Here is a 21,458-nt window from a genome sequence, read left to right as displayed (position 1 = left end):
AGTTTGCGTGATGAACCATTGTCCGTGCATCTTGGTCGCGGGCCCTCGATGACGCCGGAGATCGGCGCCATTCAGCGCCCGACGTGCAAACGGTTGAAGACGCAGCCCACCTCTCTCAAGACTGCGCTCCGGCCGCGCGCCACGCACCCTCTCAATGAAAGGTACTCCCATGCTCGCAGAACTCATCATCGTACTGCTCACCGTCGATACGTCCAAGCTGGATTCGATCCTCAACCTGATCCGCTGACCAACCAGGTCGTACGGAGAGGACCCGGGCTGACCAGAGCAGCCGTACGGGCATTCCGCTCGCGCAGCCGGCGGTGCGCGCGTGCGATCGGGCGCACGATCAGAGAAAAGAAACGGCGGGCCCGCATCACACGATGCGGGCCCGCCGTCGATTCAGAACCCGACACCAAGGTGTCAGGGCTGCGCGTCCGGCGAGGTGTCGGACAGGTGCGGCTTCATGCGCCGAAGCCGGCCGTCCCCGCGCCGGTGCGCTCCTGAATGCTGCGCACCTCGCGCGTGCGGCTGCGCAGCGCGCTGATGGCGTCCGTGGCAGCCGCCGCGGCCGACATGGTGGTGATGTACGGCACGCCGTACTGAATGGCTGCGCGGCGCGTGGCGTAGTCGTCGTACTGGCTCTGCTTGCCCAGCGGCGTGTTCACCAGCAGCGCCACCTCGCCCGAAATGATCTGGTCCACCATGTTGGGCCGCCCCTCGTTCACCTTGAACACCACCTCACACGGCACGCCGCGGGCGCGCAGGTAGCGCGCGGTGCCGCTGGTGGCCTGAATGCGGAAGCCCATGTCGTGAAAGCGCCGGGCGATGGGCGTAACCGTCTGCTTGTCGTGCTCGTTCACGGTCAGAATCACCGTGCCCGTGCTGGGCAGGTTGGTGCCCGCGCTGATCTGCGCCTTGGCGAACGCCATCCCGAAGCTGTCGTCAAAGCCCATGGCCTCGCCCGTGGACTTCATCTCCGGCCCCAGCAGCGGATCGACCTCGGGCAGCTTGTTGAACGGGAAGACGGATTCCTTTACCGCCACCCCGTTGACCGGGATGTAGTCCGGCAGCCCGAAGTCCGCCAGCTTCTCTCCCCCCATCAGCCGCGCGGCGATCTTGGCGATGGCCACGCCGGTCGCCTTGCTCACGAACGGCACCGTGCGCGAGGCGCGCGGGTTGACCTCGATCACGTACACCTCGCCCCCGAACACGGCGTACTGCACGTTGATCAGGCCGATGACGCCCAGTTCCAGCGCAAAGCGGCGGGTGTGCTCGCGCATCGCCTCAACCGCCTCGTCCGACAGCAGGTACGGCGGCAGCACGCACGCCGAGTCGCCGGAGTGGATGCCGGCTTCTTCGATGTGCTGCATCACGCCCGCGATCACGACCGTCTCGCCGTCGCACAGCGCGTCCACGTCCGCCTCGAACGCGTCTTCCAGGAAGCGGTCGATGAGCACGGGGCGCTCGTGGCTGACGCTCACCGCTGTCTGGAAGTATTCCTTGAGCCCGGCGTCGTCGTACACGATCATCATCCCCCGCCCGCCCAGCACGTAGCTGGGGCGCACGAGAACGGGGTAGCCGACGCGCGACGCGATCTCCGTCGCCTGCTCCAGGCTGGTGGCGAGGCCGTTGGGCGGCTGGCGGACGTCCAGCGCGCGCGCCAGCTCCTCGAAGCGCTCGCGGTCTTCGGCGCGGTCGATCGCCTCCACGGACGTGCCGAGGATCTTGACGCCCAGCTTCTGCAGCGGCTCCGCCAGCTTCAGCGGCGTCTGCCCGCCCAGCTGCACGATGACGCCTTCCGGCTTTTCCAGCCGGACGATCTCGATCACGTCTTCCAGCGTCAGCGGTTCGAAGTACAGCTTGTCGCTGATGTCGAAGTCCGTGGAGTTCGTCTCGGGATTGCTGTTGACCATGATGGTTTCCCACCCGGCCTCGCGCAGCGCCAGCGCGGCTTGCACGCAGCAGTAGTCGAACTCCACGCCCTGGCCGATGCGGTTGGGCCCGCTGCCAAGGATCACGACCTTCTTGCGGTCGGACGGCTCGGACTCGTTCTCGTCGGCGTAGGTGCTGTAGAGATACGGAGTTTCCGCCGGAAACTCGCCGGCGCAGGTGTCCACGCGGTTGTAGACGGGATGGATGCCCATCTCCCACCGGCGCTCGCGGACGGCGTCTTCCGGTTCGCTCCGCAGACGGGCGAGTTGCACGTCGCTGAAGCCGAAGCGCTTCATCCGGCGCATCTCATCCGCGTCGACGGAATCCAGCGCGGCGTACTCGCGCTCCGCATCCACCAGCTGGGCCAGCTGCGCCACGAACCACGGATCAAACGCGGTCAGCTGCGCCACTTCCTCCTGCGGCATGCCGGCCAGGAGCGCGCGCTTGACGTGAAAGACGCGCTCCGGCGTGGGGCGGCGCAGGGCGCGGCGCAGCGTTTCCACCGATTCGTCGTCGAGACGGTCGTCCTTGAGCGAGCCGACTTCCCACCCGCTGCGGCCGATCTCCAGCGCGCGGATCGCCTTCTGCCACGCCTGCTTGAACGTCCGGCCGATGGCCATCGACTCGCCGACCGCCTTCATCTGCACGCCCAGCGTGCTGTCCGCGGCGGGAAACTTTTCGAAGGCGAAGCGCGGAAACTTGACGACCACGTAGTCCAGCACCGGCTCGAACGACGCGGGCGTGGTGCGGGTGATGGCGTTCGGCAGTTCATCCAGCGTGTATCCGACGGCCAGCTTGGCGCCGATGCGGGCGATGGGATACCCCGTCGCCTTTGACGCCAGCGCCGAGGAGCGCGACACGCGCGGGTTCATCTCCACGATCAGCATTTCGCCGTTCGCGGGGTTGAGCGCGAACTGCACGTTGCACCCGCCCGCCTCCACGCCGATTTCGCGGATGATGGCGATGGCCGCGTCGCGCATCTTCTGATATTCCACGTCCGACAGCGTCTGCGCCGGCGCCACCGTCACCGAGTCGCCGGTGTGCACGCCCATCGCGTCGACGTTCTCGATGGAGCAGATGATGACGACGTTGTCCGCGCCGTCGCGCACGACCTCGAGTTCGTACTCCTTCCAGCCGATGACGCTGCGGTCGATCAGAACCTCGTGCACGGGGCTGAGATCGAGGCCGCGGCGGATCATCTCCTCGAACTCCGCGCGGTTGTAGGCGATGCCGCCGCCGGTGCCGCCCAGCGTAAAGCTCGGGCGGATGATGGCGGGGTAGCCGGTGTCCTCCACGATGCGCAGCGCCTCGTCGAACGACCGCGCAAACCCGCCGTGCGGCAGCTTGAGGCCGATGCGGTCCATGGCCTTGGCGAACTCGCTGCGGTCCTCGGCCATGCGGATGCTCTTGGCCTTGGCGCCGATCAGCTCCACGCCGTGGCGGGCCAGGACCCCGCTGTCGTGCAGTTCCAGGGCGACGTTGAGCGCGGTCTGGCCGCCCATCGTGGGAAGGATGGCGTCGGGCTTTTCCTTTTCGATGACCCGCTCCACCCACTCGGGGGTGATGGGCTCGATGTAGGTGGCGTCGGCCAGGTCCGGGTCCGTCATGATCGTGGCCGGATTGCTGTTGACCAGGATGACGCGGTACCCCTCTTCCTTGAGGGCGCGGACGGCCTGCGTGCCCGAATAGTCGAATTCGGCCGCCTGGCCGATGACGATGGGCCCGGAGCCCAGGATCAGGATGCTCTGCAGGTCGGTGCGCTTGGGCATCTATCGCTACAGTGGGGCGTGGTCGCTGTGCGAGCGCCGGCCGGTTCCGGTGAGGAACGGGCCGGCGCGCGGGTGCCGAACAAGCTGTCGGTCGGGGCGGGAATATAGGGAGAGGATGCGGGCCGGGAAAGGACGTCGGGCGTGAAAAGCGACGCGCCTGTCCTACAAAAGAAATGAGGCCGCAAGACACGGTTCTCCTCTGCGCTTACGCGCCCCCGTCTCCGAGCAGAGAAGGATTCCGTCATGACCAGCACAACGGGAGAAAGAGGGCTCAACCGAGGTCCGGGGCAGGCGCAGCTGCCGCGCGGGTCAGGAGTTCGCACCGGCTTGCGGCGTGGGGCGTGTCACACGACGGAGTGCCCGGCCGCCCGAGCACCTCCGAGACATCTGGATGCGCCCAGTGGCCGGAGGGTTTCGCCACTCTCCATCCGCACGGCCATGCTCCCCGGCCTGATCGTGTACGGCTGGGCGGCGACCCCTTTCGCCGCGGGCGGTGCACTGCCCTGCCTGTGGCGCCTTCTGCTCGGGTTTCCCTGCCCCGGTTGCGGGCTTTCACGAGCGAACGCGTTGTTCCTGCGTGGCTCCATCCGCGAGGCGCTCGCCATGAACTGGCTGGTGCTTCCGCTCTGGGCGATCGCGATCTGGTCATTCATTCAAGTATTCGCACCCACCATTCTGAAAGGCACATCATGGCTGAACTCGGCGCCGCGGAACTCGCGCAACTCGTCAAGAATCTCGACGACTCCAAGAAGCTGATCTTTCAATCGCAGTTCGGCTCGGAAAAAAAGGACCGCGGGACCGCCACGATCCTGGCGCTCTTTCTGTATGACCGGATCTGGCTGGGCGACATCGGGCTGGGGGTCGTAAAGCTCATCACCGGCGGGCTGTGCGGCATCTGGTGGCTGATCGACGTCTTCACCGCCTCCTCCCGCGCCGACGACTACAACCGGCAGAAGGCCAAGGAGATCATCGACGCCCTCAGTGTGGGGCACTCGGCGGCCACGCTCCCGTCCGGCAGCTAACGCGCCGCCTGCTACAAAACAAAGCTGGCCGCCACGCCCGGTTGGGTGTGGCGGCCAGCTTTGTTTCATCGACCAGTAGGAGTCGCCATCCCCGCGGCCCGCCTCACCCTCCACCGAGCCGCGGGCGCTGTGCGAGCGCCGGCCGGTTCCGGTGAGGAACGGGCCGGCGCGCGGGTGCCGAACAAGCTGTCGGTCGGGGCGGGAATATGGGACGGCTACGCCGCTGAGGGAAGAAGAGCGGGTGCTGAGCAGATGCAGAGCAGGAGGCGAGCCCCACATGGTGGATTCGCGTGAATTCGTTAGGTTGTACCCGGTCTTTGTCGGACCCGCGCTCATCCAGCGCGAATCCCCCACGGCGTAAGGAGCGGTTCCGGTGATTCGTTCACTGACACTGAGCAACTTCACAGCGTTCAAAGCGGCTGACCTGAACTTCGCACCCGGACTGAACATGCTCGTCGGGGAGAACGGGACGGGCAAGACGCATCTTTTGAAGCTCGCGTATTCGCTTGCGTATGTCACCGCGCGCGGGGGACGGGACATAGACACGGGCCCCGCAGTCAAGGGACAACTACAGTTCGCGATTGCAGACAAACTGACGGCCGTGTTCCGGCCGGATGAACTAGGACGGTTAGCTCGCAGAGATCGGCGTGGACGGCAGAGGTGTGAGGTTTCGTGCGTATTCGACAACCCTGTCGACGGGTTAGAGTTCGCCTTCAACACGACCAGCAAAGCAGAAGTCTCAGTCAGGCGCTTGCCTTCAGGATGGATTGACGAGCTACCTGTGTACCTCCCTACGCGCGAACTTCTAACGTTAGCACCGGGGTTCGTTTCCATCTACGAGACCGTTCGCCTGCCGTTTGAAGCGACGTGGCGTGACACGAGCATCCTTCTGGGCGCGCCCCTCGCCCGCGGACCACGAGAAAAACGAATTCGTGAGTTGTTGGAACCGCTGGAGCAGGTAATGGGCGGGAAAGTTGAGATGGACGAAGCGGGACGGTTCTACCTGAACGCTGGCGGGGTGAATATGGAGATGCACCTTGTGGCGGAGGGGCTTCGGAAGCTGGCGATGGTTGCGCGCCTGATCGCTACGGGCTCGCTGGTGGACCGCGGTCTCCTTTTCTGGGACGAGCCGGAAGCCAACCTGAACCCCAAGGTGATCAAAGGAATCGCTCGCACCATACTTCACTTGGCCGCGGGTGGCGTACAGGTCTTTGTTGCCAGCCACAGTCTGTTTCTCATGCGTGAGCTGGACATCCTGCTGAATTCCCCCCAGTTCGCAACGACGCCGAGGTGCTTCTTCGGGCTGCACCGGGGCAGGGATGGTGTGCGGGTAGATCAGGGAATGAGCGTGGACGATATCGGTGAGATCGATGCCCTTCAGGAAGAATTGGCACAATCAGATCGCTATCTGGCTGCCGAGGGATCCTGATGCCCGACATTACGGAGGGAGATCTCACATTCGAGTTTCCGGCAGAGTGGGCCGTGTCTAAGCTCGACGGCTGGAGCTTCTATCGGAACCAGTTTACCAATGTCGGCGGGGGTACGAAGTCCGTTGACATTGTGGCCTCGGAGCCGCAAGGCCGCTGCTTGTGGTTGATCGAGGTGAAAGATTTCCGACAACGAACGCGAGAGAAGGTTCTGCCGCTTGCGGAGGAGTTCGCGTTGAAAGTGCGGGATTCCCTCGCTGTACTAGCCGCAGCTCGGTTCAACGCCAACGACGACGACGAGAAATCGTTCGCCGACAAGGCGCTACGGGCTCATGGATTACGAATCGTACTGCACCTTGAGCAGACCGCCCGGCCATCGAAGCTGTTTCCCCGCGCCGTAGATGCGGCAGACGTGCTCCAGAGGTTGAAACAGATTACCAAGCCCATCGACCCGCACCCGGTAATCTGCAGTCGGTCAGACCTCGGCAGGGTTCGCTGGCTCGTGAAGTGAAGGCCACGAGAAGACTACCCCTCTCCCTTTTGCGCGCGGACGGCCTGCGTGCCCGAATAGTCGAATTCGGCCGCCTGACCGATGGATGGGCCCGGAACCCAGGATCAGGATGCTCTGCAGTTCGGTGCGCCTAGGATCTATCGCTACAGTGCGGTGTGGGCGCTGCGCGAGCGCCGACCGGTTCCGGTGAGGAACGGGCCGGCGCGCGGGTGCCGAACAAGCTGTCGGTCGGGGCGGGAATATAGGATGCGGGACGGCGGGGGGAAAGACGTTTCCGCGCTACCGGGCGAGTTCAATGACGGGAGCCCACAAGATTAGAAAGCCCCGCTAGCCAACTCGCGTTCAAGTTGTCCTTACACCCACGGCGACCCGGGCGCGGATTCGATCTCGGATCTCTTGATAGATTGGAATCTGAACCTCTGGTGCAACTTCTAACGTCACCGCAATAGCATATGGCACAGGGACGTCGAGCCTACCGGCCTCGGCTGCGCAGTTGACTTGGATCTTCAACTCGTCGCCATCAACGAAGCCGGTAGCTTGCGCGCCATCGAAAACCTCATGCTGAAGCGTACCACGCCTCACTGACTGCCACGGGGCATCTGTCCGCGCCAAGCTCAGCATCTCGTCATATGCACCATCCCCCCGAACTGCCCCGTAGGGTTCGAACCACAGCGAGGCGCCCCTGTATGCACGGTGTTTGTGGTTTACCGGGCTCAGCCACGCGAGCGTGACAGTCAGAGCGCGCCACTCGGCGCGTCCACTGAGAGACGGAAGAAGCGGCACCGAGTATCGGTGGGCTTGGCCGTCCCCAATCATACTGGCGCCTATGAGTGTGCCCCTGAAATCGGTGCACTCGAACACTCGCGTTGGATCGGGTCGACCGTATCCTAGGAGGCGCGCGAGAAGATCCTTATCCGTTCCAAGTGACCTCCGAAGAGCGTCGGCACTGGCGCCCCAACGTGCGCCGTGGACAAGCAGTGCCTTCAATAGAACAGCCGTGAATCGGTCCTCGAGCCCCTGTTCCGGAGTATCCTCTCGCAGTGAGTCCAACACATCGTGAATCAAGCCCGCCGTTCGGGCTGCAAGCGCGGTCGCGTTGCTGGTGCCGCGCATGTAAATTGTAGCAGTAACGTCCCCGGGGCGTCGCCCCGGAGTGGCGACTTTGTGACCCGGAGCGAGGATCGCTTGGTCGATCACCAAAGTGCAATCAGCGTGCGTATTTCCGGGCTTTTCCTTATAAAGTTGCCGGCCGCCCGCAAACAGCACCTCGGGCTTCATTGAACGTCTGAATCCCGGACCTGTGGCGTTGAATGGGCTTGGTAGCCCAGCAGTAACATACGGGTTGGTACGGTGCGCCACAGCTGGTACGGGTGCAACGTCGTCATGAACCGCACCCACGGTAAGTGCGTTGAGCGCCTCAGCTGGTGATAAAAGCCTTCGATTCCACCCGCCCGAAACGATGGCCTTCAGAACCTCGGATTCCAAACGTTGCGGATCACCACGTAAGGCATCGAAGTCTCGTCGGGGAACATCGAGCACAATTTCGCTGGCGTGGTTCCCGGCGCTAACGATAAACAAGATCTGATACTTCCACGCCAGGTAGTCCAGAAGGCGAGCCCAAGAACTCATGGTGAGGGCAAACTGCCGTGAGCGGTCCCCGATCGAGACACTTATTACGCGTACAGACGGCGCCGCACCAGCTAAATCGCCGTCCTTCTCATACAGTCTTCGAACCGCGCGATGGAAGAGGTCAAGAGGAAGTACATCCTCCGGGATGCATTCCCCTGCATTGTACCAGCCGCGCCGATCAGGACGCATGATCGGCCGCGTATAAAGAGGCCTGCCGAGGGGAGGTTCGGGTGATTCTAGATCACCATGCAGGATGAGCGAAGCCATAGCCGTACCGTGAACCCTCCGCGCCGGCTCGTAAGAATCAGCCCATCCGTCTGGATCGTCGACGATCAGCCTACCGGCAAGCCATTGGTGGTTTTCGAGAAGGCAGTCCGTCCAGAAGGGCTATCACAGGGCTACCAGCAACATCTACATCGCCTTCAGGCCCATCTGACGAAGCGGGTTCGCCTTCCAAAGCTGGCACGGCAGACTGACCCACCGGGCGGAAGTACATCACCTGATCGGCATATGCCAAGCGTGCATTTCCGCCCTCCAGCAACGTCCCGACTTGCTCAATCGGAAGTTCCAACAGCAGTGCGTGATAGGATATACCTTCAATCACGGCTTCCGAGATAAGCTCACCGCCGAGTTCTTCAGCAGCTTGTCGGATGCTGTTCGACGCACGCTGTCGCAACTGTGGGTTACCCCGGAACCAAAGCTCAACCTCAACTCTCACCCGCTCTTCTCCGGCAGCTAAGCGCTCCTGCCAGTCTTCGATTATACCTGTCTCAAAAAGCCGATCGTTGAAGTCCCACGGACGAATCTCGCGGAGTTGAAGGAACATATTGCGCCACCGACCCTTACCCCATGCAAAGCCAGGGTCTTCCGGATTAACTCGGAACTTCTGCCAAAGAGATAACAGGTCACGCATTCCTTGCTGATTCGACATCAGCAAGTAGAGCCGACCACTGAGCTGCTTGTCCGGCTTTTCACGATCGAAAAACAGGTCCGGCTCGGGCGGAATATCATACTCGTCCCATTCAGTCAACCACTCTAACCCAGCTAGTCCCCTAAGAGCGCGAAAAAAATCTTCTACTCGCCCGACTGTCTCCAGGACGAGCACCTTCTCGGGCTCCACACCTTGAGCATTCCCCAACATAGCCACATCGCGAGCAGCCGCGAAGGCTTGTTCCAACCGTTCAATCTGGGGAAGCAGTCGATCCCTCTGCGTGCGAGGTGATGGAAACTGCACAGTAGGGCGACCGGGATTCCGGTTGCGTCTAGCAGCGACCACTGGGTCAGGAAAGATCAGTATTGGCTTTGCAGGCATATCACTTGGACGGATAAACTATGGACCGCGCCTTCCATTGCACTAGAAGCTCACGGATGATTGATGGAGTGTCGGCCGCAGGAAGGGCAAGAACGTATCGCCGCAAGATATCGCTCCCAAACTCTTCCACTTCTGCGAAACTAAGCCCGTGCAGCTTATCTGCAAGTGTGCGAGGCGCATAGCCCAGGGGAGACGGAAAATCCTTCGCGAACTTACAAAACCAGAGCTCAAGTTGCTGGCGGGTCGGGAGCGGGAAGTTCATCCGCAGCTGAAATCTTCGCCAAACTGCCCGATCAAGCAACTCAGGATGGTTGGTCGCTGTCACAACTATCACGTAAGGAGGTAGTCTATCAATCTGAAGAAGTAGCGAACTGACTACTCTCTTGATCTCCCCTGTTTCGTGCTGATCACCCCGCTCTTTCCCAACAGTGTCAAATTCGTCGAAGAACAGTACGCAGTGTTGAGTACGTACATGATCGAAAAGCAGCTTTAAGCGCGCGGAAGTTTCACCTAAATAGCTTCCGATCAAACCCTCATAACGTACGGTTAGAAGAGGAACCGCTAGCTCAGTCGCAAATGCTTCGGCTACGGATGTCTTACCATTGCCGGGAGGGCCAGTGAGTAGTATCCGATTCCGTGCATCCAAACCATAGGAGTGCAACAGGTCACGGCGATTTTGCTCTTCGACAAGCTCAATACACGCGGTACGAACAGTATCGGCGAGAATCAGGTCATCGAAACGCTGCTTAGGCGTTTGCTCATACAACAGCCCTTGGACCCGATCATCTACCACGCTCCCTCGCGATGGAGCAGGCCGCGCTACCCCATTCGAACCGACGTATTCCGCGAGGCGATCCGCTAATACGTGATGCTGCTTCCGCCGCTCATCCGCTACAACGGCCTCCAAGACTTTATGGAATGCGAGTTGATCGCCCCGGCTGGCGGCACGAACTAGGTTCAGAAGCAAGTCTGAGCGTGGCATCGGAAGATTGCTGGGCGATGTTCGGACGTCTCTACCCCTAAGTCTAATGCGCCATCTACAGTCGTGCGACCCTTGACGTCAAACTGAGATCTGACCTCTCCGCAGAGATGACGACTGGTTCTTGTCAGTCGAAAGGAGAACGATCTCCCACGGTGTGGCGTAACACACCTCCACTCACGTCAGATTCTACTCTGTTTGTGTGCCGCCACCCTCGACGCCTTGCGTAATTCGTCCCCGAACTCAAGGATAGCTTCGGCCACGAGCAAGTCCATCGAGAGTTCATCTTCCGGGACGTGGCGGGCGAGCTTGATGGAGGACATCGCGATTGCCTCGAAGGCGCCGAAGCGGTCCGTCAGCATCTCCAGCAGGCGCGCCGGGGACGGTTGCTTGTCGCACGCAGGTCCGGATCTCATCTCGCTCCTCCTCATCCCGAGTCAAAAGCCAGTGCTTCCGTTGCGGCTCGGACGGTCCGCGACATACGTTGCGGAGCGTTCCAGCTCCACGGCCGGCAGCTGAACGTAAGCTAAAATCATTGACGTTTATCGTCAAGGCTTTCCGCTTACATTTGTGGAGGACGCGCTGAGCAAGGAAGAGCAGGATCTACAGGCGCTCGTTCGCGATATCGTGGACGCGAGCGGGATTTCGCAGGCGCAGCTCGCGCGCGATGCGGGGCTGAGCTACGCGGCGCTGCACGCGTGGATCACCGGCATCCGCTCGCCGCGGCCGGGGAGCCTGGTGCAGCTGGCGGACGGGCTGGAGAGCCGGTCGGAGGCGCTGCGGCAGCTGGCGGCGCAGCTCCGGCGCGCGGCGGAGCGGACGTGAGAGCCGCGATCCCGGCGACAGCACGCCGGGAGACTACCGGATCAGCGGAGGCATCTTCGATGGCGGGATCGGGGCTGAGCCGCGAGAATGATGCACTCACCCTCTGAGCCGTCCCCCATCCGCCAGATCCCCATGCCGCACCTCCGCACCAACGTTCCGCACCGCACCAAGCCCTTTGAGCGGGGACCGGTGTTCGCGGGTGCCGTGTCGCTGGCGGGGATGGCCGGATACATCAACGTGGTGGTACTCGGCTTCTTCAACGTTCCCGTGAGCCACATGAGCGGGGCCGTGTCGCGCCTCAGCATCGATCTCACGACCTCCAACCACCCGGACCTCATCGTGGTGGATTCCATCATCGGCGGGTTTCTGGTGGGCGCGGTCGTGTCCGGGATTGTGATCGGCGGCCAGAAGCTGCTGCCCGGACGGCGCTACGGCCTGGCACTGCTGATGGAGGGCGGCGTGCTTGCCGGCGCCGTGGCGCTGCTGCGCGCCGGAAACCCCCTCGGCGTGGCGCTCGCGGCCATGGCGTGCGGCATCCAGAACGGCATGGGCAGCAGCTACCGCGGGCTGGACATCCGTACCACCCACGTGACCGGGACCGTCACCGACCTGGGGGTGATGATGGGACACTGGATCCGCCACCGCCGCGTGCCCCCCTGGAAGTTCGTGATGCTGCTTGGCATCGTGACCGGCTTCTTCGCCGGCGGCCTGACCGGCGCGCTTGCCTTTCGGCGGTTCGGCGTGACCGCGCTGGCGTTCGCCTCCGCCGGGTGCCTGGCGGCTGGTACTACGTACTTTGCCTGGTTGCAGAGGCGGACCGCCCGGAGCTAACGTGACCACGGATCGAGGGGCAGTCGGAGGCGCCGCACGGCGCCGGCGCAGTTCCGGCGCGCGGTCAAGCGGGAAGACTCGGGCGAAACGGCCCGCTGCGCTGTCCCGAAGGAGCTCTCGACAGCGCAGAGCGGCAATGAACAAGCGTCAGGGCACCCCAACTTTGATGAAAACACGGATAGAGTTGAGGGTCGTTCACAATGTCCCTCTTACACTAATCCGTCGGAGTGCAACCTCCTCGATTCTCGGGTTCAACGATGGCTCGGCGAACAGGCCATCATGTCAGAGTCTGGGTCGCCCGCCTACTCTCTCGTACCACGAGCCGACAAACCCAAGGCACACCCATGCATCACTAAGGGTAGCCGCATGGCCGGCCGTAATAGCTTCTGCAGCCAAGAGCCGAGCATTGTTGTAGGCAGCCACTCTGTCACGCTCGCCGTCTCGGTACTGCTGATAGCTCCGATCCAGGCCAAAGAGTACGATTCCGTGTTCGTGCCCGTTGACAATGCCGTAACGCCTTCCTGCGTTCGCCGCTTCTTTCTTGATTAGATCCATGAACGTCCCGCATTTCTCGCCGAGATAAAACGGCACGACTGTCGTGGACCGTCCAACATAGGCAATTGCCGAGTGGGGCCACCAATCCGTGGTAGAACCCACGTTAACCTCTTCGTGGAGTGCCGCTTCACAAATTCCTTGACGACAGTACTTAAGTGCTGGATCATACAAATCGGTTGTTGGCTGAGCCGTATGCGTGTGACCATATACCCAGTGATTTCCTAGCTCTGGCTCGGGATTTAGATACTGGCTAGGGATCCCCACCAGAGTGCCCGGCTTGAACAGCAAGAGGTTCCAGCGCATCCCATCTAAGTTGTAATGAGACGCAATGATCCTGATCTTCGGCGCAATCGCAGGCATGTGCTTCCGGAGCCACTCGCCTTGCGACGTGCTATCGTGGAAGGATACAGATCCGCGCAGACCAGCGAACTCTGCACGCGTGAGCCGCCGGAACTCAGTCGGCCGGTGCTCTACATCGGCGTAGTCGGATGAGTCAAGCAGAAGAATCTGCTCACCGTTTTCAAGGGAAATGACTCCGCTCAAGAAACATCCAGGCTTCAGATGTTGATCCTGCGGGTCGATTCCCCTGCCAGCATTCGCGTTCTCACAAGATGCAACTGTGAGTTCCGAGAAGCTGTCCACGAAACTGGAACCTACGCCAAGCAGCGGGAGGTTCTCTTGATTGAACGCGTGAGCACGTCGAATAAGATCCAACTTGGTCAATGGACGGTTTCCCTCACCGCATAATGGATTCCGATGGTTGAGGTTTGAGGTGTTACCCGCACCTAGGTAATCATGGTTACCGATTACAAAAAACAGCGGTACCCGAGTTCGGCTTCGAAATGCTGAGAGAACTTCAAAAGCTTCTGTGATTTCATCCTCGCACCCGTTGTTAGCCGCGTCGCCGGTGTAGATGATGATCTCAGAATCCGAAAGGTGCTCAAGTTGCGCTTCCATCATGAATCGACCTGCAATATCTACTGCGGGCGGGCGAAGTGCGACGGCAACGAGATGATCATCTAGTCTCCGCCGCAAGAAAGCAATCTGCCCCGGAGCCTTTAGGGTTTGGAGTTGAGAATCAGAAATCAGCCCGAGCCTGAGTTCATAACTGCCTGGGGTTGGCGGCAGCGGTGCGGGAGCGGGGCGGGTAAGAACTGGTTCCGCGCAGGCGGACAGTGCTACGAGGGTGATGGTCGTGGCTATTCTCATTATTATACTATGGTAGAAAGGAATGGAACTATGTACCCCACACGATTAAGGTGAATGGCGGCCAGAGTCAACCTTTTTGACACCCATGAACTCGTAGCGGAGTGCACTCACAAGGTCAGATCCGTTTTGTAGATAGGTCAGCCATTTTAGCCCTGTGAACTGCGGCTGCCCTCCGATGGGGGTTCAGAAATTTGTTCAACGAGGAGCAGTTGAAGTTGCGGAGCGGATGGCAGGCGCCCTCATAGCCCTCCACGCTCCCCCGCCGGCGACGCTGCCGCTCATCCCGTCGCCGGTAACGCGGCCGGAGAGGCGGCGGGTGAGCGGGCGCCCGTTCACCCGTTCCGTCAAGGTGATGTCGATCCGGTCGCCCACCAAGCGTCCGCTCACGCCGGGGCCGGTGAAGCGCTGGTACTGCTGCCGCAGCTGCAGCGTGACCCGGCGTCCCTCCGGTGTGGTGAGCGTCCACCGCCCCGCTATCTGCGCCGGGATTGTCCAGGCGTACACCATCGCCCGGCCCACGCCCTGGTTCACCCGCACCGCCACGACCGTGTCCGGCGCCCAGTCGCCCATGTGAAAGGCGTGCGACACCACCCGGGTGCCGGGGCGCAGCTGCTCAAACAGCTTCGGCCGCAGCTCCAGGTTCAGGTTGGGGAGCAGGTACAGGGTGACGATGCTCGCCGGGCGAAGGTCGGTGGCGAACAGGTCCTGCCGGCGGAAGCGCACCCGGTCCTGCACGCCGCGCCTGCGGGCGTTATCGGTGGCTTCCTCCACCCGCACCGGATCGATGTCCACGCCCAGCCCCCGCGTGCCGAACCGCCGCGCCGCCTCGATGACGATGCGCCCATCCCCGGAGCCCAGGTCGTACAGCACGTCGTTGCGCGTGGGCCTGGCGAGCGCGAGCATCTGCGCGACCACTTCGGGTGGCGTGGTGACGTAGGGTACGTCGATCCCGGGCGGCTGCTGCGCGGCCAGGGGGAGTGCCAGGAGCGCCGCGACGGCGGCCCAGCAGAGTCGAACGGCGGTGTGCACCCGTGTTCCTCCGGAAGAAGTGGCGAAGCCGGAAGATACGCCGCCGCGTGATCCCGCGGCCATGGCTCGCCCGGCGCCCGGCTCCACCACCGGGTTTTCGCGGCTCCGGTCTTCTGGGCTGATCCGGCGCGCGGTAGATTCCCCTCCATGACCGCGACTCGCTACCGGGAACACACCCCGCCCGCCGTTCTGGCCCCCTTCGTCGACTGCATCTGGACTCTCCGTTCGGAAGCGGCGATCGACGCGCCGGTGCGGAGCCGCGTGCTGCCGGACGGGTGCGTGGACATCATTCTCGACTTTGGCGACCATCCCGCCACCGATCGCCGCCCCCTGCGCAGCTACCTGGTGGGCGCGATGACGCGCGCGGTCACGGTAGACCAGGCCGGGCGAGTGGACATGCTCGCCGTACGTTTTCGGCCAGGCGGGGCATCCGCTTTCCTCCGCGTTCCGCTCGGCGAGGTGACGGATCACGCGGTCGATGTGGATGCGCTGGGGGAGCGATGGGGCGCGCCCGCATCCCGGATCCACGCGGCGGATTCCGCGGAGGAGCGGATGGCGCTGCTGGAGCAGGAGCTTCTGCTCCGGCTCCGGCACGCGGAGGATGTCGACGGGACGGCGGCGCACGTCTGGTCTCGGCTGGAGCAGACCGCGGGCGCATTGACCGTGCGGCAGATGGCGGGAGAGATGGGGTTCGGAGAGCGCCGCCTGCAGCGCCTGTTTCACGACCGCGTGGGGCTCTCGCCCAAGGAGGCGGCGCGCGTCGCACGGTTCCGGACGGCCCTGGCGCACATGCGCCGCACGCCGAACCGGCCGCTGGGCCGCATCGCCCTCGATTCCGGCTACTACGACCAGCCGCACTTCAACCGCGAGTTCGCGCGGATGGCCGGCGTCGCGCCCGCGGCGTGGATGCGGGAGCGGGCGGCCTCCGCGCCTGCTCCGGACCCTGCCGGCTGACGCCACCGGCCGCACTCTTCCAGGCCGTGTCGGATTCGTACAAGCGCGGATCGGCGCTCCCGTGTAGCATGAAGGTGCCGGTGCGCACCGCACTCCGAATCCGCCGCGGCCGGCATCCTTTTTCATCCATGGAGATCACTCGATGCAGAACGACCACGCCCCGTCCGCCGCCCCGCTCCTCAAGCAGCTCACGCCCGTCATCCTGGTCGACGCGGTGGAGCCGTGCCTTCCGTTCTGGGTGGACCGCTTCGGCTTCACCGTCGATGCGGAGGTGCCCGGGCCCGACGGCGCGCTCCAGTTCGCCATCCTTTCGCGCGACGGGATCGAGGTGATGTACCAGACGCGGGCGAGCGCCGTCGCCGACCTGCCCGATTCGGACGATGACCTGACCGGACACTCCATCGGCCTCTTCATCAGCGTCGACGACCTGGACGCGGTGGAGCGCGCGCTGGACGGAGCGCCGGTGGTAAAGCCCCGGCACCAGACCTTTTACGGCAGCAGCGAGATCTACGTCCGCGAGCCGGGCGGCAACACCGTCGGCTTCGCGCAGATGGGCGCGGAGGCGTAACGGCGGCCGCCCGCGCCCTCATTGCGTACCGCGTGAGGGCGCGGGCGATGAGTCGGCCGGGTGCGCTCGGCGGATGGCGCGGCTCAAGGGTGGCCGTGCGGGGTGACTTGCGCCCGGACATCGCGGGGTGCATCGTCGGCCGTCCCGCGACCACCCAACGCGCAAGGAAACCAGATGAGTGACGACCAGTCCCCGGTGTTCATGGCCGACGACAGCGATCCGGAAATGCAGCGGGCGTACGAGCAGGCCCGCGCCTCGTTCCGGTACTTCTGGCGGGAGGTGGCGATGGATCAGCGGCGGATCGTTCCCGCGCTGGACCTGGCCTACGTCAAGGCGCCCTTCAGCGACGGGCCGGATGCGGGCACCGGAGAGCCGGGCGAGCCGGAGTACATGTGGCTGGACGAGATCGGGTTCGACGGCGAGTTCGTGACCGGCGTGCTGCTCAACGAGCCGAACTGGGTGACGTCCATCCAGGAGGGCGACACGGCCCGTGTTCCGCTCGCCCGGATCAGCGACTGGATGTACTCCATCGACGGAAACGTCTACGGCGCGTACACGGTCAACCTGCTGCGCGCGCGGATGAGCGCGCCGGAACGCCAGGAGCACGACGACGCGTGGGGCCTGAACTTCGGCGATCCGCTCCGGGTGCGCACCGGTCACGGCGGCGAGTCGCACGCCGCGGATGAGACGATGGCGGCGTCGCTCAGGGAGCACCTGGCGAAGAACCCCTCGCTCGCGTCCGTGACGGGCGACCACGGATGGACGCTCCTGCACCAGGAAGCATCCGCGGGGAACGCGGCGACGGTCAAGGTGCTGCTGGACGCCGGGGCGGATGCGAACGCGGTGGCGGAGAACGGCATGACGTCGCTGCACCTCGCGAACGCGCTTGGCTGGGAGTCGGTGGTGGACCTGCTGTCTCGCCGGTGATCACGTGCAGAGCGCCGCGCCACTCCACGTGCCGCGGCGCTTTCGCCCATGCCGGCCATCAGCCTGACCGGCCCTGCCCTGACCAGCGATCGTGATGGAACCGACAGACCTGGAGCGCTATCTCCAGAGCGCGATCACGGAGCACCTGGACGGCGACGCATCGCGCTTCGAGGAACTGTGGGAGCGCGTCCCCGGCTTCGGGCAGAAGGCGCGCGACCTGACCCGGGACATCGGCGACGTGCAGTGGAGGGACCGCACGCTCGATGGTTGGTACTGCGTGGACACCGGCTCCGGGTACGAGGTTTATACCCAGGAGCGTGGCATCAAGTCCGACACGCACAGCTTCTCCACCGGGGCTGAGGCCACGACGTACTTTCTGCGCTCGCTCGGCTATCTGCGGTGAGGCGGGAACGGTGCCCCTGCGTCACAGCCGGCGCCGAAGGGAATCAGCGCGACCGCTCGCGTACGTCAGCCGAATAACAAGCTGCGCGGACTGGAGTACAGCCTGCGCCAGAGTTCATCCGTGGCGGGCGCATCGGGAGCAGCGTCCATGAGGATCTTGAATGACGTCTCCGCAGCGTCGCGATCTCCGGTCTGCAGGTGGTAGCGCGTGACGACGTACAGGTAGCCCGTGAGTTCCGACACATGGATGCGCTTTCGGCCTCCGAGCAGAGCCAGGATGTTGAACCCCTCGCCCAACGCCTCGCGCACACCCTCAAGGTTTCGCTGGTCGAGGCAGAGCTGGGCGTAGTTTACGCGCGCAAAAACGTACCGCGGATTCCGCCGATAGTTTTCGCGGATGGTATCCTCCATGGCCTGCAGGTCTCCGAGCGCGCCGTAGGCCGTACCGAGCCAGTTGAAAAACATCGGCAGGGGGTCACGCTCAATCCACGTCCGCAGTTCCGCGATCGCTAACCGGGGATCATCCTGAACCAGGGCATGCACCCGCGGCAGCGCATCCCGGATCTCCTTTGGCAGACGCGCAACCGCCGTATCCCGCATGGATCCGTGGACAATCTCCAGGAGCTGGTTCGGCGACTTGCCGCTACGGCGCATCTTACGTTTGGTGGACATCGGGCAGGCATCAGTCCGTGGATGGCGTTCTGGGCGTGACGCAGCGCACGCGCCCCGGTGCATGCAGAATCAGCGCGGATCAACTTGCGGCTTTCCGGCTGTTGATCACAAGATGGGCTCGATTCCAACGCTCGTGTGCGCAGCACGACCCGTTCCTCCGCACCAGACCTCCGCGGGCCGACATGGACACAGGACGCACGCGGACCCTGGCGGCTTCCGGCGCCGGTAGCTGTTGAAGGTTGATCTCGGCCCGTCGATCCGCGAACGTCCCCAGTGTTCCACCTCGGCGCGCGGGCCCGGACCACGAACCAACGCACGCGCGGTGACGGCTTCTGGGACGAGTATCGGGCCGCGCCCTCCGCGATGCACATCATCTGTCGGAGATAGATGATGGTGCCGGGCTCTTTCGAGGAAGGAGCCCGGCTGTTTATCCTGCGCACCATGCCCCGCCCGCGCGTCCCCCCCGACCGGAAGCGACACCGTGGACGATCCCACCCTGTTCGTGGACCTGGCATTCCCCGCGTTCCACCTGATCCCGCCGGGCAAGGAGGCGGAGTTGCGGCTGGTATTGCGCAGCAACCGCGTTCCCGACGAGATCATGGACGACATCATTGCGTTCGTGCCGCTGGCCTTTGGGCGCGTGCTGCTGGACGGCACGGGCGCGCAGCTCTCGCCCGACTACGCCACGATGGACGCGGCCGGAACGATGCGCGACGCGGGCCGGCTGGTGGATCACCCAGTCTATGCCGCCGCGCACAGGGCGGCCACGGAAATCATTGCCCGGCAGGAGCTTGGGGAGATGGTGGTGAGCGCAGCCCTGTGGAGCAGCGAGTTCCGGGCTGTCCAGGAGGCCCTGGCCGCGGGCTCCGACCCCGCCGACCTGGTGGGCGCACCGCCCGTGATCACGCGGCCGGCGGCGGCTCGCCCCTGGTGGCGGTTCTGGAGATGACGGGCGTCCGCGAGCCAGCCTGATCCGATCGCGGATGGGTGCCTCGCCCGCACGGCAAGCGCTCTCCGTGGTGATGATGACGTAAACGGCACCAGAAATCAGCAATCCGTCGTCCCGGCCGCTCCCGCATCCCGTCTCGCCACGTTCGGCCCGACCGCCCTCCCCTGCCCCGTGGCCGCTTCGCCCCACGTCTGGCCGGGGTCTTGTCCAAAGCTCATGATGTCCGCGACATTGCGCCGCCGTGCTGGGAAAGGCGCGCCGTAGATGGCCTGTCCATCGATCCCGCGGCTCCTTCGTTTCCCGCCTCCCGAGGATCGTGGCGCCCCCGGATCCCCCAGCGGTTGCGGGCGGGAAGTGAAACATCCGGCGCGCTGCGGCCGTTCCGTCATCCGCCCGCGACGGCGTGGCCGCGCGGATGCCGGCTCCTCATCGTGTACGAACGCTCCGCGACCTCGATTTCTGATGATCTTCAACTGCCCGGTCTGCCACACCCCCGCGGGAGAACTCGCGGCGTCGGGTACGCAGACGCTCTTTTGCGGCAACTGCCGGTTCAAGTACCACATCACGGCGGGCAGGCTGGAGAGCAGAGGTTCCCGCGAGATCGTGCATTCCGCGCAGACGCACCAGAGCGCCGCACGCACCTCGCGCGAGTACGAGTTCCGCATCGCGCAGCCGGAGGGACTGCGCACCATCACGCTGCGCATCCCCGGCCGCGAAGACCGGTTCATCGCCCACAAGAACGATAAGCTCGCCATCGTTCACGCCATGCGCGGCGATGTCGCGGAGAATGCAATTGCCGTCATCAACCAGACCACCGGCAAGGAGGTGGTCATCGGCAAGCCGGGGCAGACGACGCTCTTTGGCTCCGTCGTCAGCGGGATGGCGGCCGGCCTCATCACCCTGTTCGCGCTCGCCGCGCTGGACGTGTCGGGGACCATCGCGGCGCTGCTGTCGGTGCTCCTGGCCGGCATCGTCGCGTACACTCTGCAGGAGAAGCTGAAGCCGCGGCACGCCATCAGCGCGGCGCAGCAGTCCGCGCTGGGCCGGTCCACGCAGCTTCTGCTGCAGAAGTCGGGGCTGGAGCAGCGGATTCAGGAGGTGACGGCAGACCGGCGCCAGCGGATGGAAATCCGCGAAAAGCTGCTGGGGCTGCAGGCCAAGATGCAGGAGGTGGGCGCCGACCTGTACCAGACGCGCATGGATCGCATCCGCGGCGCGCTCCCGCTGCTGGACGAGCAGCTCGCCCTGGATGACAAGCTTCTGCACGCCTACCGCCGCACGCAGCTGATGATGGAAATCGAGCTGGAATCCAGCAGCGCGGCGGATGCGATCCCGGAAAGCCTGCCGGGCGAATTCGGCGCGCGGCAGGCGGAGATCGAAGCGATCGAGGCGCGCACGTCCGACCTGAAGCTGCTGCTGTCGGCAAACGAGGAAGTGGAGCGCTTCATCCGCGGGGAATGAGGCGGCGCGGGGAACCCCGGGCCCGTTCCGCTCCCCACTTCTCAGACCGGGTTCGCGCTGACTCCGGTCGCGCAGTTTCATCATCCTCCCGCGAGACTTTGAGCCGTGTTTGAATACCATCTGTGGGCGGTCGTGACCGCGGACGGCGGATTGGAGGCGGATGGCGCGCTGCTGGACGCGCTGCGGTCGCGGATCGCGGGGCTGTCAGAGGCGGTGCGCGAGTCGTTTCACGTCACCACGCTGAACGAGACGCACGTGGTGGCGACGGGGCTGCGGAACCGCCGCGAATGGGAGGTCGAGGACACGTTCCGGTGGATCGCCGAGCACTCGCATTCCGGTTATGGACTGCTGTACCTTCGGAGCGAATACCCGGACGCGGACGGCCAGACCCACTTTCGCGTTCAGCGGATGAGCCTCGGTCGCATCGAGGAACTTGAGGACAGGTACCTGGAGGGCCTTGCCTGAACTCCCTGCCCCGCTTCCTCGTGTGATGGA

21 protein-coding genes and 1 pseudogene are annotated in these 21,458 nt (G+C 64.0%); 13 read left to right on the top strand and 9 right to left on the bottom strand.

The window, feature by feature from the left end; genetic code table 11:
• Window positions 1-461: 461 nt before the first annotated feature.
• Window positions 462-3,701, bottom strand: coding sequence for a carbamoyl-phosphate synthase large subunit (carB, locus tag HNQ61_RS25215; protein WP_170038501.1), 3,240 nt, complete (start codon window positions 3,699-3,701; stop codon window positions 462-464).
• Window positions 3,702-3,944: 243 nt separating this feature from the next.
• Here carB and HNQ61_RS29930 point away from each other — a divergent pair, with 243 nt between their 5' ends.
• From HNQ61_RS29930 to HNQ61_RS25195, 4 genes are all read left to right on the top strand, one after another.
• Window positions 3,945-4,457 carry a DUF2752 domain-containing protein gene (locus HNQ61_RS29930; protein WP_420845255.1) on the top strand — a complete coding sequence of 171 codons (513 nt, stop codon included), beginning with the start codon at window positions 3,945-3,947 and terminating at the stop codon, window positions 4,455-4,457.
• Window positions 4,391-4,723, top strand: coding sequence for a TM2 domain-containing protein (locus HNQ61_RS25205; protein ID WP_170038505.1), 333 nt, complete (start codon window positions 4,391-4,393; stop codon window positions 4,721-4,723). The genes HNQ61_RS29930 and HNQ61_RS25205 overlap by 67 nt, the downstream gene beginning before the upstream one ends.
• Before the next feature lie 373 nt (window positions 4,724-5,096).
• The gene (locus HNQ61_RS29355) at window positions 5,097-6,152 is read left to right on the top strand and encodes an AAA family ATPase (RefSeq protein WP_170038507.1); all 1,056 of its coding nucleotides are present in this window, start codon (window positions 5,097-5,099) and stop codon (window positions 6,150-6,152) included.
• Entirely contained in the window at window positions 6,152-6,661 is a 510-nt protein-coding gene (locus HNQ61_RS25195) for a cysteine--tRNA ligase (RefSeq protein ID WP_205762035.1), read from the top strand. Before HNQ61_RS29355 ends, HNQ61_RS25195 begins: the two co-directional genes overlap by 1 nt.
• A gap of 17 nt (window positions 6,662-6,678) precedes the next feature.
• Here the strand turns inward: HNQ61_RS25195 and HNQ61_RS29970 are convergent.
• The 5 genes and pseudogenes from HNQ61_RS29970 to HNQ61_RS25175 all read right to left on the bottom strand — a co-directional run.
• A pseudogene (locus tag HNQ61_RS29970) lies at window positions 6,679-6,802 on the bottom strand (carbamoyl phosphate synthase preATP-grasp domain-containing protein); the annotation flags it as partial.
• Between the two features lie 201 nt (window positions 6,803-7,003).
• Window positions 7,004-8,623: a S8 family peptidase gene (locus HNQ61_RS29925; protein WP_420845256.1), complete on the bottom strand. Its 1,620-nt coding sequence runs from the start codon at window positions 8,621-8,623 to the stop codon at window positions 7,004-7,006.
• 4 nt (window positions 8,624-8,627) lie between these two features.
• Window positions 8,628-9,467: a hypothetical protein gene (locus HNQ61_RS25185; RefSeq protein WP_170038511.1), complete on the bottom strand. Its 840-nt coding sequence runs from the start codon at window positions 9,465-9,467 to the stop codon at window positions 8,628-8,630.
• A 136-nt stretch (window positions 9,468-9,603) separates the two neighbouring features.
• Entirely contained in the window at window positions 9,604-10,395 is a 792-nt protein-coding gene (locus HNQ61_RS25180; RefSeq protein ID WP_205762038.1) for an AAA family ATPase, read from the bottom strand.
• A 368-nt stretch (window positions 10,396-10,763) separates the two neighbouring features.
• On the bottom strand, window positions 10,764-10,997 hold the full coding sequence (locus tag HNQ61_RS25175) for a hypothetical protein (protein WP_170038515.1): 234 nt from the start codon (window positions 10,995-10,997) through the stop codon (window positions 10,764-10,766).
• A 154-nt stretch (window positions 10,998-11,151) separates the two neighbouring features.
• On the opposite strand from HNQ61_RS25175, the gene HNQ61_RS29350 reads away from it, so the two are divergent.
• Window positions 11,152-11,406, top strand: a complete 255-nt coding sequence (locus HNQ61_RS29350; RefSeq protein ID WP_170038517.1) for a helix-turn-helix domain-containing protein — start codon at window positions 11,152-11,154, stop codon at window positions 11,404-11,406.
• 132 nt (window positions 11,407-11,538) lie between these two features.
• Window positions 11,539-12,237, top strand: coding sequence for a YoaK family protein (locus HNQ61_RS25165; protein WP_170038519.1), 699 nt, complete (start codon window positions 11,539-11,541; stop codon window positions 12,235-12,237).
• A 282-nt stretch (window positions 12,238-12,519) separates the two neighbouring features.
• Here the strand turns inward: HNQ61_RS25165 and HNQ61_RS25160 are convergent, their stop codons facing one another.
• Both HNQ61_RS25160 and HNQ61_RS25155 read right to left on the bottom strand, forming a co-directional pair.
• The gene (locus tag HNQ61_RS25160; RefSeq protein WP_170038521.1) at window positions 12,520-14,001 is read right to left on the bottom strand and encodes a metallophosphoesterase; all 1,482 of its coding nucleotides are present in this window, start codon (window positions 13,999-14,001) and stop codon (window positions 12,520-12,522) included.
• A gap of 195 nt (window positions 14,002-14,196) precedes the next feature.
• Window positions 14,197-15,030, bottom strand: a complete 834-nt coding sequence (locus HNQ61_RS25155; protein WP_205762040.1) for a methyltransferase domain-containing protein — start codon at window positions 15,028-15,030, stop codon at window positions 14,197-14,199.
• 147 nt (window positions 15,031-15,177) lie between these two features.
• On the opposite strand from HNQ61_RS25155, the gene HNQ61_RS25150 reads away from it, so the two are divergent.
• The 4 genes from HNQ61_RS25150 to HNQ61_RS25135 all read left to right on the top strand — a co-directional run bounded on the left by HNQ61_RS25150 (window position 15,178) and on the right by HNQ61_RS25135 (window position 17,882).
• Window positions 15,178-15,984 carry an AraC family transcriptional regulator gene (locus HNQ61_RS25150; RefSeq protein WP_170038525.1) on the top strand — a complete coding sequence of 269 codons (807 nt, stop codon included), beginning with the start codon at window positions 15,178-15,180 and terminating at the stop codon, window positions 15,982-15,984.
• A 142-nt stretch (window positions 15,985-16,126) separates the two neighbouring features.
• On the top strand, window positions 16,127-16,552 hold the full coding sequence (locus HNQ61_RS25145; protein ID WP_170038527.1) for a VOC family protein: 426 nt from the start codon (window positions 16,127-16,129) through the stop codon (window positions 16,550-16,552).
• 174 nt (window positions 16,553-16,726) lie between these two features.
• Window positions 16,727-17,479, top strand: coding sequence for a DUF2314 domain-containing protein (locus HNQ61_RS25140; protein WP_170038529.1), 753 nt, complete (start codon window positions 16,727-16,729; stop codon window positions 17,477-17,479).
• A 94-nt stretch (window positions 17,480-17,573) separates the two neighbouring features.
• Window positions 17,574-17,882, top strand: a complete 309-nt coding sequence (locus tag HNQ61_RS25135) for a hypothetical protein (RefSeq protein ID WP_170038531.1) — start codon at window positions 17,574-17,576, stop codon at window positions 17,880-17,882.
• Between the two features lie 65 nt (window positions 17,883-17,947).
• Here the strand turns inward: HNQ61_RS25135 and HNQ61_RS25130 are convergent, their stop codons facing one another.
• On the bottom strand, window positions 17,948-18,553 hold the full coding sequence (locus HNQ61_RS25130) for a tetratricopeptide repeat protein (protein WP_170038533.1): 606 nt from the start codon (window positions 18,551-18,553) through the stop codon (window positions 17,948-17,950).
• 481 nt (window positions 18,554-19,034) lie between these two features.
• Here HNQ61_RS25130 and HNQ61_RS25125 point away from each other — a divergent pair, with 481 nt between their 5' ends.
• From HNQ61_RS25125 to HNQ61_RS25115, 3 genes are all read left to right on the top strand, one after another.
• Window positions 19,035-19,502: a hypothetical protein gene (locus HNQ61_RS25125; RefSeq protein WP_170038535.1), complete on the top strand. Its 468-nt coding sequence runs from the start codon at window positions 19,035-19,037 to the stop codon at window positions 19,500-19,502.
• Window positions 19,503-19,964: 462 nt separating this feature from the next.
• Entirely contained in the window at window positions 19,965-20,963 is a 999-nt protein-coding gene (locus tag HNQ61_RS25120) for a hypothetical protein (protein WP_170038537.1), read from the top strand.
• Window positions 20,964-21,068: 105 nt separating this feature from the next.
• Complete coding sequence (locus HNQ61_RS25115) at window positions 21,069-21,428, top strand: Imm7 family immunity protein (protein ID WP_170038539.1); 360 nt, start codon at window positions 21,069-21,071, stop codon at window positions 21,426-21,428.
• The last annotated feature ends 30 nt before the right edge of the window (window positions 21,429-21,458 follow it).

Source organism: Longimicrobium terrae (assembly GCF_014202995.1).
In the GTDB taxonomy this organism is placed as follows: domain Bacteria; phylum Gemmatimonadota; class Gemmatimonadetes; order Longimicrobiales; family Longimicrobiaceae; genus Longimicrobium; species Longimicrobium terrae.
The sequence above is the reverse complement of the archived record's forward strand: the minus strand, read 5'-3'. Positions and strand labels throughout refer to the sequence as shown.